The sequence below is a fragment of the Embleya sp. NPDC055664 genome (genome assembly GCF_053618075.1).
In genome coordinates, this window is record NZ_JBSHGZ010000077.1 from 1 (window position 1) to 11463 (window position 11463).

Annotated in this window: 9 protein-coding genes and 1 pseudogene; 4 read left to right on the forward strand and 6 right to left on the reverse strand. The window is 70.9% G+C overall.

Going from position 1 to position 11463, the window contains the following annotated elements:
* From ACWGR4_RS47670 to ACWGR4_RS47680, 3 genes and pseudogenes are all read right to left on the reverse strand, one after another.
* Window positions 1-777 (reverse strand): annotated as a pseudogene (locus ACWGR4_RS47670) (hypothetical protein); the annotation flags it as partial.
* A 43-nt stretch (window positions 778-820) separates the two neighbouring features.
* Window positions 821-1933, reverse strand: a complete 1113-nt coding sequence (locus tag ACWGR4_RS47675) for a cysteine peptidase family C39 domain-containing protein (protein WP_380003007.1) — start codon at window positions 1931-1933, stop codon at window positions 821-823.
* Window positions 1930-3975 carry a dynamin family protein gene (locus ACWGR4_RS47680; protein ID WP_452132359.1) on the reverse strand — a complete coding sequence of 682 codons (2046 nt, stop codon included), beginning with the start codon at window positions 3973-3975 and terminating at the stop codon, window positions 1930-1932. The genes ACWGR4_RS47675 and ACWGR4_RS47680 overlap by 4 nt, the downstream gene beginning before the upstream one ends.
* Window positions 3976-4272: 297 nt before the next feature.
* Between ACWGR4_RS47680 and ACWGR4_RS47685 the strand changes: the two genes are divergently transcribed.
* Both ACWGR4_RS47685 and ACWGR4_RS47690 read left to right on the forward strand, forming a co-directional pair.
* Window positions 4273-5166, forward strand: coding sequence for a phenylalanine 4-monooxygenase (locus tag ACWGR4_RS47685; protein ID WP_452132358.1), 894 nt, complete (start codon window positions 4273-4275; stop codon window positions 5164-5166).
* A 115-nt stretch (window positions 5167-5281) separates the two neighbouring features.
* Entirely contained in the window at window positions 5282-5851 is a 570-nt protein-coding gene (locus ACWGR4_RS47690; RefSeq protein ID WP_380003012.1) for a Uma2 family endonuclease, read from the forward strand.
* An 81-nt stretch (window positions 5852-5932) separates the two neighbouring features.
* Here the strand turns inward: ACWGR4_RS47690 and ACWGR4_RS47695 are convergent, their stop codons facing one another.
* Genes ACWGR4_RS47695 through ACWGR4_RS47705 form a run of 3 tightly spaced genes read right to left on the reverse strand, consistent with a single transcriptional unit; the run spans window position 5933 to window position 8814 of the window.
* Window positions 5933-7138 carry a WD40 repeat domain-containing protein gene (locus tag ACWGR4_RS47695; RefSeq protein WP_452132357.1) on the reverse strand — a complete coding sequence of 402 codons (1206 nt, stop codon included), beginning with the start codon at window positions 7136-7138 and terminating at the stop codon, window positions 5933-5935.
* 60 nt (window positions 7139-7198) lie between these two features.
* A complete protein-coding gene (locus tag ACWGR4_RS47700; RefSeq protein WP_452132356.1) occupies window positions 7199-8029 on the reverse strand; it encodes a DUF3097 domain-containing protein in 831 nt (276 codons plus the stop codon).
* 29 nt (window positions 8030-8058) lie between these two features.
* Window positions 8059-8814 (reverse strand): MBL fold metallo-hydrolase, encoded by a 756-nt coding sequence (locus ACWGR4_RS47705; protein ID WP_380003016.1) that lies wholly within the window; start codon window positions 8812-8814, stop codon window positions 8059-8061.
* 150 nt (window positions 8815-8964) lie between these two features.
* On the opposite strand from ACWGR4_RS47705, the gene hrcA reads away from it, so the two are divergent.
* Complete coding sequence (hrcA, locus tag ACWGR4_RS47710) at window positions 8965-9981, forward strand: heat-inducible transcriptional repressor HrcA (RefSeq protein WP_026218791.1); 1017 nt, start codon at window positions 8965-8967, stop codon at window positions 9979-9981.
* A gap of 2 nt (window positions 9982-9983) precedes the next feature.
* Window positions 9984-11117 (forward strand): molecular chaperone DnaJ, encoded by a 1134-nt coding sequence (gene dnaJ, locus ACWGR4_RS47715; RefSeq protein ID WP_078977376.1) that lies wholly within the window; start codon window positions 9984-9986, stop codon window positions 11115-11117.
* Window positions 11118-11463 lie beyond the last annotated feature (346 nt).

An 11463-nucleotide genomic window follows, 5' to 3' on the forward strand; every position in this document is an offset into this window, starting at 1 on the left:
CGGCGCACCCGCGCCGCCCGCACCACCCGCGCCGGGCCCACCCCCGAGGCGCCCCGCCCACCCCTGGTTCGGCCCCGGTATACCGGAAGAGTCGTCGCCCGCCGGGCGCGGACCCGGAGCCGGGGCCTGCCTCCGGTCCGCCGTCTGCCCCGACGGGCCGGGTCGGCCGCTGGGCGAGTCGCCCGAGTCGCGCCGCGCGCCCGCCTCACGCGGTGCGCCCGCGCGCAGCCACGAGGCGGTCGACGGCACCAGCCGGTGATACGCGGCCACCGCCCCCACGGGCATCACCCGCGCGTAGAGCCCGGCGAGGATCTTCGGTCCGCCGCGCGCGTCCGCCTCCGGGTCGGCCAGGAATCGGCCCAGCGACTGGAAGAAGCGGGCCCGCTCCGCCAGCGCGTCCGGCTGCATCGACAACGTCCAGGCGGACACGTCCGAGATGGTGCCCTCCACCGATGCGGCGACCTCGGGCAGCTCGCTCAGCTTGACGTGGCGCAGCACGTTCTCGCTCGGCCAGGCCCACTGGACCGCGCCCCAGACCGGGTGGATCGGCAGCTCCCGCCGTCCCGGGGTGGCCTTGCCGACCCCGATCAGGCTCCACAACGTCCAGCCGTCGGCGGTTCGCTCCGGCACCGGCGGCAGTGCCACCGACTCCATGGTGATCCAGCCGCGCAGCTCGTCGCTGCGGTGGATCCCGCTCAACAGACCCGCGACGCCCGGACGGCGGCGTGGTTGTACCTGCGCGGCCTGGCGCAGCACGTGTTCACGATCGAACGACATGTGTGGTCCCTACTCCCGTCGAATGTGTGCTGGTGTCGAACGATCAGGCGTGCGTGGGGTGGGCCACGATCATCGTGGTGTCCCGGTCCTGCCACGCGTTGACGAAGTCGGCGAGCGGAATCGGCTCGACCTTGCCGAACGGCGCGCCCGGGTCGTTGAGCAGCACGTACGTCGACCCGTCGGGCCGGGTGTCGACGCCGGTCACCCACACCGCGTGTCCCATCGTGGGGTCCTGCTCCAGCGGCGCGCCGGTGGTCGCGTCGTGCAGCGGCGACCAGATCTCCTGCGCGTCGAGGGCGACGATCACCTGGTCGCCCTTCTGCAGTGCGTCGAGCATTTGGCGCATGTCGGCGCCCGGGACCATGTCGGTGTCCACGCCGTGCATTTCGAGCAGCTTGCCGATGTCGCCGGTCATGGTGCCGTTGGCGGGGTCGTAGATGCCCGCCTGCTGAGCCTCGGTCACCAGCGCGTTCTCGTCCATCGGGATGCCGGTGAGCTTCTCCAGGATCATGCCCTGGGAGACCACCGCGCAGCTGGTGTTGCCGGCCTGCTGGTGCCAGTACTTGGCGTCGCCGACCGGGTCGCCGGTGCCATGGAACTGCTCCGGAGCCCAGTCCGGCGCGTGGTAGGTCCAGTTGCCCTGGTCGTCGTAGACCGCGCCCCATGAAGCGGGCGTCGCCTCGGCGTAGGTGCTCGGGTCGTACGAGGCCGGGTCGGCGTACGGGTCGGTGCCGTAGGGGTCGCCGTACGGATCGCCGTACGGGTCGCTGCCGTACGGGTCGCCGTAGGGATCCGTGAACGGGTCGCCGTACGGGTCCAGGTACGGGTTGTTGACCTGGTCGTCGTGCCACTGCTGACTGGGCGTGGGCTGGTTGCCGTCGGTCGGGTCGAACGCCTTCGGGTCCCACGCGTCGACCTTGCCGTCGCCGTCGCTGTCCGCCTGGAACGGGTCGTAGTTGGGGTCGTGCAGCGGGTCGAAGTTGGGATCCGTGTACGGAAGGGTGGAGTTCGGGTAGGTGCCGATGGATCCGCCGTTCGCGTCGGTCTCCCACAGTGGTGCCGCCCCGACGCTTCCCCCGTCGGCGGTGTCCACTGTGTCGATGGTGTCGTCGGAGACCACCGCGAACAGGTCGTCGTCGTGCGTGTAGTCGCTCATCTGCCGAAATCCCCCCGGTGCGTGAGGCGTTCGCGTTGGCTGTTCACCGTGGCGCGACGCCGTTCCGTCTGCCTGTCCGCGTCCTGCAACAGGTTTCTGCGAGCCGCGAGAATATCCTCACGGCGTTGATGTTCGGCCACCAGTTCGGCGACCGTCGCCTCGTAGGTGGCCCGGTAGCGGTCCACGTGTTGCGAGACGTCCTGCGAGTAGTGCGTGGTGGCCGTGCGCACGGCCTCGTCGATCTGTCCGGACAAACCGTCCGCGACGGTTCGCAGTGTCTGATGCATTTCGGTGCGCGCGTGGTTCCGCAGGGCCGTCATGTCGGTGGATGACAACGAACCGGCCACTTTGGCAATGAATCCGCCGAATCCGATCCGTCCGGGAGGGGCGCCCTGGGAGCCGTTGCGGGTGCCGCCGAACCACTGGTCCAGAGCGCCGCCGATCCGCGCGCCCGGGGTTTTGGGCGCGGTCGGGTCGAGTCGGACGGCCCGGATCTGCTGGGTCACCCCTGTGACGGAGTTCTCGTACGCCCGCATCGCCGCGTCCGCGAGTTGATGCCCGGTCAGCACCGTGACCGCCTCCGATCCGGCCGGTCGGGCCACCGCGCCGAGGCGGGCGTAGGCGGCGGCGAACGCGGTGTCGGCGGCGGCGCGCGCGGTCTCGGCCGCGGTCGACAGTGCGCCGGTGACCGCCTGTTGCACGATGTCGCCGATCCGGGGCAGGCCGCGCCGGATCAGTTCGGGGGCCTGTTCGGCGAGCACCGCGCGCAGTTCGTCGGGGGTGTTCGCGCGCTCCAGGGCCCGATCGATCTCGTCCCGGGTGTAGCCCCACCACTGCGGGGCCATGCCGCCGACCGCCTGCTGGGCGCGCTGGGCGCCGGCGCCGAGCAGGCGCGCGGTCTCGCCGTGTTGGGCTCGGACGAAGGCGGCCATGTCGGCGATCCGCGCCTCGGCCAGCTCCGCCTCCTCGGCGTCGAGCCGCTGTTCGGCCAGCGTCACCTCGCGGCGCAACTCGTCGAGCAGGTCCTCGAGGAGTCGCAGCAGGTGGTCGGAGACCGCGACGATGCGCTGGCGCTGCATCAGGTCGCGCAGCCGGGCCAAGGTGCGCGGAAACTCCTCCGCCCAGTGCTCCTGTTCGGGGCCGCGCAGCGGCCGTCCGGTGGCCAGTCGCACCACCGGTTCGGCGGCGACCGGTTCCAGGACCGGGTCGGGCACACCGAGCATCCGGGCGAACCGCTGTCGGACGTGGGCGAGCAGATCGTCCCGTTCGTCCTCGTCGATGTGATCCATCTTGGTGACGAGGATGATGCAGCGGCGCAATTGCCCCGGATCGAGCGCATCGGTGAGGAATTCGGTCAGCGACACCGGCGACGGCGACGTGGACGCGGTCAGTACTGCCGCCACGTCGGCGACGTCGCGCATCACCGCGCGCGTGATCTCCGTGTGACCTGCCCGAGCGTTGGTTCCGGGCGTGTCGATGATCACCAGGCCGTCGCGCAGCGCCGGCGCGGGGTGGCGGACCTCCAGGCTCTGCACCCGCGGGGCGATTGCCTCGTCGGCGGTGAGCAGGCGCAGGATGCCGGCGGTGTCCTCGGGGATCGGGGTGTCCGGCGCGAGGTGCGCGAGCATCCGGCCGAGCGGGCTGTCCGCCCCGGTGTAGCGCCCGGAGGGGTACACGTAGCGGATCCCGTGGCCGGTGAATCGCACCTCGACGGAGAACTCCTCCCCGTGGGTGATCCTGGTCGCGGCGCCGGTGGTCGGCAATGCCGAGGTGGGCAGCAGGTCGTCGGCCAGCAGCGCGTTGACGAAGGTGCTCTTGCCGGCCGAGAACTCGCCGATCACCGCGAGGTAGTAGCGGTCGTCCCGGAGCCGGGTCTCGATCTCGCGGATGCGGGCGGTCAGTTCCCCGAGCCGTTCCTGGTCGCCGACGATGCGGCGGACCATCGCCAGTGCGAAGTCGAGATGGTCGGAGGTCTCGGTGAGTGCCTCGACCACCTCGCGTCGCCTCGCCCGATCCCCGGCGATGCCCTGTGAATCCACCACCGCGCGCCCCCTCTCGACGGTGCCCTCCCCGATGTACGGGCGATCCTGTCACGCGGGCGGGAATCCCGTCTCGATCTGTGGACGGTGCATTTGGTGCGGCCGTCTGCACTCCTGTGCCCCTTGTGTGACGCCCGTCCGGATGATGCGATAAAGGCGTCGAGGCGATCCCTCGCAGCTGATTTCCGTTGCCGTGGCCCCCGACCCGATCGGTCTGAAAGGCATGAAAACGGCGCATACTGGTTGCGTGGGTGCCGCGACTTGTCCGGCGAGTCGATTCCGATGCGATCAGGAGATGGCATGTTCGAGGAGGCCCAGTATCTGGCCCCGGTCACCCGTAGGGCCGACGGCGGAGTCGAGGTCGAGCTGTCCCGCAGCCACCCGGGGTTCGCGGACGAGGTATACCGCGAACGCCGGAACCGGATCGCGGCGCTGGCGCTGGACCACCACCGCGGCGACCCGATCCCGGAGGTCGAGTACACCGACGAGGAGCACGAGGTCTGGCGCCTGGTCTCCCGCGAGTTGTCCGCCTCGCACGCGGAGTACGCGGTCGCCGACTACCTGGACGGCGCCGCGCGCCTGAAGCTGCCGACCGAGCGGATCCCCCAGTTGGAGGAGGTCAGCGAGGCGCTGCAGCCGCTCACCGGCTTTCGCTACCTGCCCGCGGCCGGCCTGGTTCCGCTGCGCGACTTCTACGGGTCGCTGGCCGACTCCTACTTCCACTCCACGCAGTACATCCGCCACCACAGCGTGCCGCTGTACACCCCCGAGCCGGACGTCGTGCACGAGGTGATCGGCCACGCCAACATGCTCGCCTCGGACCGCTTCGCGGCGCTGTACCGGGTCGCGGGCGAGGCGGCCCGCCGGGTGGAGAGCCGCGAGGCGCTGGAGTTCGTTTCCAAGGTCTTCTGGTTCACCCTCGAATTCGGCGTCATGCACGAGGGCGGCGCGCTCAAGGCCTACGGCGCCGGGATCCTGTCCTCCTACGGCGAGATCCGCGAGTTCCGCACGGTCGACATCCGCGACTTGGACCTGGTCGCGATGGGCACGATGCAATACGACATCACGCACTACCAGGACATCCTGTACGCCGCCCACTCGATGACCCAGTTGGAAGAGGTCGTCGGCACCTTCTGGGCGGACTGCACCGACGACTCCATCGCCGCCCTGTCGGCCTCGGCGAAGGCCCCGTAACGCCGCTTCACGTAGTCGTTCACCCGTGCGGGTGACCGGAACGGAAACGTTCGGTCACCCGCACGACGCGTCCCTATGCTCGCCTCGACTACGGAAGGGGTTGAGAATGTCTGTCATGGCACACGAGATCCCCGCGCAGGAAGACGTCATGCTCGACGGCTTCCTGGCGTTGGACACCCCCTTGGGCTTCCGCGCCGAGTTCATCGAGGGGGACATCGTCGTGACACCACCGCCGATGGGGAATCACGAGCGCATCATCAGTGCCGTGGTTCGCCAGATCCTCAGCGGATCGGCCGTGCCGATGGATTTCTCCGGCGGCAAGGGATTGGTGGTGGCCACCGGTGGGGGACTCGCCCGCAACCACGTCATCCCGGACGGCACGTTCGCGCCCGAGGACCTGGACCTGTTCCTGGACGCCGAATCGTGGATGCCGTGCGCCGGGGTTGCCCTGGTCCTGGAGGTGACGTCGTATCGCGCCGGTTTCGATCGTGAACAGAAACGACGGGCCTATGCCCGCAGCGGCATTCCGCTGTACCTGCTGGTGGATCGAGAGCAGAGCAAGGTCACGCTCTTCCTGACGCCGAAGGGTGACGACTACCTGGAGGGTCACACCGGTCCCTTCGGTAAGCAGATCGATCTTCCAGCGCCGTTCTCGATGACGTTGAGCACCAGCAGATTCGTCTGACGAACCATGGGCTCGGGCGTCACCGTTCGAGTGGCGCCGTGTCGAAGCCGACGGGTTGTTCGGCGCGCCCGGGCGGATGCCCTACACCCGGCGGACGAAGACCCGGCCGAAGTCGCCGCCCGTGGCCAGGAGGGTGCCGTCGGCGGAGAAGGCCAGGCGGCGGACGCGTTGTTCGTCGTGGCCGGGGAGGGCGACGGCGTCGCGCTCGCGCAGATCCGCGTCGTACACGCGCAGGGCGCTCGTACGATGACCGCCCACCGCGATCCGCCGGCCGTCCGGCGAGTAGGCCCACGCGTAACAGGTCGCCCAACCGTTCGGGTGGTGCGGATCGGCGAGGTGCCAGGCCGGCTCGCCGGTGTCGATCGAGATCGCGAACGGCCCGTGCACCCGGCCCCGGTTGACCAGGAGCAACGTCTCGCTCGGATCGAAGCCGAGGTCGCCGATCTCCCACTCCAGCGGCACCCGCGCGACCGGGCGGCCGGCCTCCACGTCCCACACCTCGACCTCGTTGGTCGGATCGGCGCTCGCGTCGCGGTGCCCGTACACCAGCCCGCGACTGACCCGCCACACCGCGAGCAACCGACCCGAGGGGGACAGCGCGGCGCCCCGGCACTCGGTGGTCGGCGATCGGGTGGACACCTCGCAGACCGGGGCGCCGGCCGCGTCCAGGACCCGCACCCGGTCGTCGGCGTCGAAGACGACCAGGCGCCGCCGGGCCGCGTCCCAGGCCGGCTGCACGGTGTGCGGATTGAACAGGGCGTTCTCGAACTGCCGGTAATCGGCCAGCGGTTCCTCGTGCAGCGTGCCCAGGTCCAGTCGCCGGGTCGAGCCGCCGACGGTGTAGACCACGGCCGATCCGGTCGCGTCGAACAGCGCGGTGTCGATGCCGGTCAGCCGCTCGGCCGCGGGCACCGCGTGCACGGTGCGGCGGACCCCGGTCGCCACGTCCACGAGCCGGATCGCGCCGTCGTAGGCGATCAGCACGGTGCGGCCGTCCGGATGCAGGTCCATGGCCCGGGACGAGGTCTTGTCCGGCGGCATGAACTCCAGCACCACCGGGTCCTCGGCCCCGCCCAGGCGCACGAACCCGGCGCGCATCGCCTTGCCCACCTCCCGGCGCAGCGCGATCACGGCGGCGGCCGGGTCGGCGAAGTCCTTGCGCGTCTCCCGGGCCGCCCCGTCACCCGAGCGGGCGGACCGGACGAACGTGGTGTCGAAGACGCCGAACGTCCGAAACTTCGGTCCGGCCGAGTCCGGCAATACGAGGGTGATCTCTTCCTGCGCCATCGCCGTACGGTAGCGCCGCAGGTCGCGCGGTGAGGGCCGGCCATCGCGTCGACCGGGGCCTCACCCCTCGGGCGGCGCCGTCACGAAGTCGATGAGTTCCTCGACCCGCCCGAGCAGGGCCGGTTCCAGGTCGCGGTACGAGTCCACCGCCGCGAGGATGCGGCGCCAGGCCGCGGGCGGGTTCACCGGCCAGCCGAGGGCCGCGCAGACGCCCTCCTTCCACGGGACACCGCGCGGGACGTCCGGCCAGGCCGCGATGCCGACGGAGGCGGGGCGTACCGCCTGCCAGACGTCGATATAGGGGTGTCCCACCACCAGCACGTGGTCGCCGCTCACCCGGCCCGCGATCCGGCTCTCCTTGGAACCCGGCACCAGGTGGTCGACCAGCACGCCCAGGCGGCGACCCGGGCCCGGCGCGAACTCGCGGATCACGTCCGGGAGATCGTCGACGCCCTCCAGATACTCCACGACCACGCCCTCGATCCGCAGGTCGTCGCCCCACACCCGCTCGACCAACTCGGCGTCGTGGCGGCCCTCGACGTAGATCCGCCCGGCGCGGGCGACCCGGGCCCGGGTGCCCGGTACCGCGATCGAGCCCGACGCGGTGCGCCCCGGGGCACGGGCCGGACCGGGGGCGGTCGGTCGGACCAGGGTGACCACCTCGCCGTCGATCAGGAACCCGCGCGGATCCATCGGGAACACCCGCAGCCGCCCGTGCCGATCCTCCAGCGTGACGGTGAAGCCCTCGGGGGTCTTCTCCACCCGGACCACCGCGCCGCAGAAGCCGGTGGACGCCTCCTCCACCACCAGATCGCGGTCGGCCGCGACCTCCGGGACGGGCTTGTCCTTCTTCCATCCCGGGATCAGCGACTCGGGTCCATAACTGCGCATGACCACGACGCTAGCCGGGTGACGGTACGTCAGTCCGGTACGACGCGCCCGGCGGCCACCTCGGCCAGCCAACGGTTTTGCCGGATCACGAACTCCTCGTCGACCACCGCGCCGTGTCCGGGCAGCCAGACACTGGCGTCCAACGCCCGCACCCGGGCCAGCGAATCGCTCCACTCGGCGGCGAACGCGTCCGAGCCGAAGACCGGCGGCCCGCTCTCCTCCACCATGTCCCCGGCGATCAGCACGCCGCAGTCCGGTACGTGGACGACCACATCGTGGTCGGTGTGTCCACGACCGGGCGCGAACAGCACCACCTCGCGCCCGCCCAGATCCACCGTCACCGGCGTGCCCGTGGACACCGGTCGGGTCGGCGGCACGATCCGCGCCGCGCGCATCAGCTCCGGGTCGAACCCGTGCGCGACGCCGCTCGCCCGACCGGCCTCGGCCCACCGCTCCAGATACCGCGGCAGGTCCGCGTGTCCCCAGATCTCCGCGTCGGGGAAGGCGCGCAGCACCTCGTCGTTGCCGTAGCAGTGGTCGAAGTGACCGTGGGTGTTCACCACCGCGACCACCCGGTCGGGCAATCCGTGCCCGGGCAGTTCGCGGGCCAGCGAGGCCAGGATGTCGGCGGCCTCGTGGTCGTGCGAACCGGTGTCCACGAGCAGGATCCCCTCCCGCCCCGTGACGACCGCCACATTCAGTTCGAGGCCGGGCAACCGACGACGCAGTACGCCCGGCCCGATCGGCTCCCATGTGGCGTGTTTCGGCTGTTCGGCGCGTAGCATGCGTCAACCTTGGCACGGACTCAGGGGTACGGTCCGGATCGGGTGACCCGTACACTGGCACTCGGCGGGACGGAGTGCCAACCAGTGGGACGAACCACCGCCTACGCGACACGGCAACGGGTGGAAGAACGGGTCAGGGAGGTGCGCACCATGCTCGACGATCGGAAACAGGACGTGCTGCGTGCCATCGTGCAGGACTACGTGGCGACCCAGGAGCCGGTCGGCTCCAAGGCGCTCGCGGACCGACACAACCTCGGGGTCTCCCCGGCCACCATTCGCAACGACATGGCCGCGCTGGAGGAGGAGGGCTACATCACGCAGCCCCACACCAGCGCCGGCCGGGTGCCCACCGACAAGGGCTACCGGTTGTTCGTCGACCGCCTTGCGGGCGTCAAGCCGCTGTCCGGCGCCGAGCGCCGGGCGATCCAGACCTTCCTGGCCGGCGCGGTCGACCTGGACGACGTGGTGGGCCGTACGGTCCGGCTGCTCGCGCAGCTGACCCATCAGGTCGCCGTCGTGCAATACCCCTCGCTGACCCGCTCGACGATCCGGCACGTCGAGCTGCTCACCCTCGCGCCCACCCGGGTCATGTTGGTGCTGATCACCAGCACGGGCCGGGTTGAGCAGCGGGTGATGGACACGCCGGGCCCGGTCGGCGAAAACCTGCTCGCCGACGTCCGGGCGCGGCTGAACAGCCGCATCACCGGCAAGCGGTTCGCCGATGTGCCGTTGCTGGTCCAGGATCTCGCCGAGCCGTTCACCGCCGAGGAACGGCCGATCGTGGCGGGCATCCTGGCCACCCTGCTCGACACCCTGGTCGAGCACAAGGAAGAGAAGGTCGTCCTGGCCGGGACGGCCAACCTGACCCGTTTCGGCATGGACTTCCCGAACACGATCCGCCCGGTCCTGGAAGCGCTCGAGGAACACGTCGTATTGCTGCGGCTGTTGGGCGAGGCGACCGACCCGGGCATGGTCGTGCGGATCGGACACGAGAACATGCACGAAGGACTGGCCGCGACCTCGGTGGTCGCCGTCGGATACGGCAGTGGGCAGGAAACACTGGCGAAGCTCGGGGTACTCGGGCCGACCCGGATGGACTACCCCGGAACGATGGGAGCGGTGCGCGCCGTGGCACGGTACGTCGGACAGATCCTCGCGGAGTCGTAGAGTTGGCTACCGATTACTACGAGGTCCTCGGGGTACGGCGCGACGCCACCCCGGAGGAAATCAAGAAGGCCTTCCGCCGGCTCGCTCGGGAGCTGCACCCGGACGTCAATCCGGACCCGAAGACGCAGGACCGGTTCAAGGAGATCAACAACGCCTACGAGGTCCTTTCGGACCCGCAGAAGCGTCAGATGTACGACCTCGGCGGCGACCCGCTGTCCTCCGGGGGCGGCGGGGGCGGTGGTGGCTTCGGCCAGGCCGGCTTCGGGTTCAGCGACATCATGGACGCGTTCTTCGGCCAGGCCAGCCAGCGCGGACCGCGCTCGCGCACGCGCCGCGGCCAGGACGCGATGATCCGGATCGAGATCACCCTCGAAGAGGCCGCGTTCGGCACCACCCGGGAGATCCAGGTGGACACCGCCGTCACGTGCAACACGTGCAACGGCGAGGGCGCGGCCCCGGGCACCACGGCGCAGACCTGCGACATGTGCCGCGGGCGGGGCGAGGTCAGCCAGGTCACCAAGTCGTTCCTGGGCCAGGTCATGACGTCGCGGCCGTGTCCGCAGTGTCAGGGCTTCGGCACCGTGGTCCCGCACCCGTGCCCCGAGTGCGCGGGCGACGGCCGCATCCGCGCGCGGCGCACGCTCACCGTCAAGATCCCGGCGGGCGTGGACAGCGGTACGCGGATCCAGCTCGCGGGCGAGGGCGAGGTCGGCCCCGGCGGCGGCCCGGCGGGCGATCTCTACGTGGAGATCGTCGAGGTCGCGCACGCCACCTTCCAGCGGCGCGGCGACGACCTGCACTGCACGGTCACCATCCCGATGACGGCGGCGTCGCTCGGTACGAAGGTGCCGCTGCAGACGCTGGACGGCACGGAGGAGATCGACATCCGCCCGGGCACCCAGTCGGGCCAGTCGATCCCGCTGCACGGGCGGGGCATCACCCACCTGCGCGGCGGCGGCCGAGGCGACCTGGTCGTGCACGTCGAGGTGCAAACGCCGAACAAGCTCGACCCCGAGCAGGAGGAACTGCTCCGCCGCCTGGCCAAGCTGCGCGGCGAGGAACGCCCGTCGGGACAATTCACGCCGGGCCAACAGGGCCTGTTCTCGCGCCTGAAGGACGCCTTCAACGGCCGGTAGCGGGCGGGCGCGGCGGCGCGTCGTGACGTCGTCCTCAGGCGCCGGACGGGCTGCGATTCGGCCGCGTCCGGCGCCCGATCGCGCCCTCGGGCCGCCTGCGGCGAGCGCCCTCGAACGCCGGACGGGCTGCATCCGACCGCGCCCGACAACGCGAAGCGGTCACCGTACGCCTTGACCGAGTGACGCCGAGGCCGCCCCGAGCCGTGGGCTGAGCCGCCGCCGGCCGGCGTGCGGGGCTCGGGTCGGGTTCGCCGGGCGTGCGTTCCCGGGTGGGCCGGGTCTTTTCGGCGCGCGTTGTGCCTTGGGTTGCGGGTGTGGCCGGTGCGAGGACGGTCCGAGTCGGTGG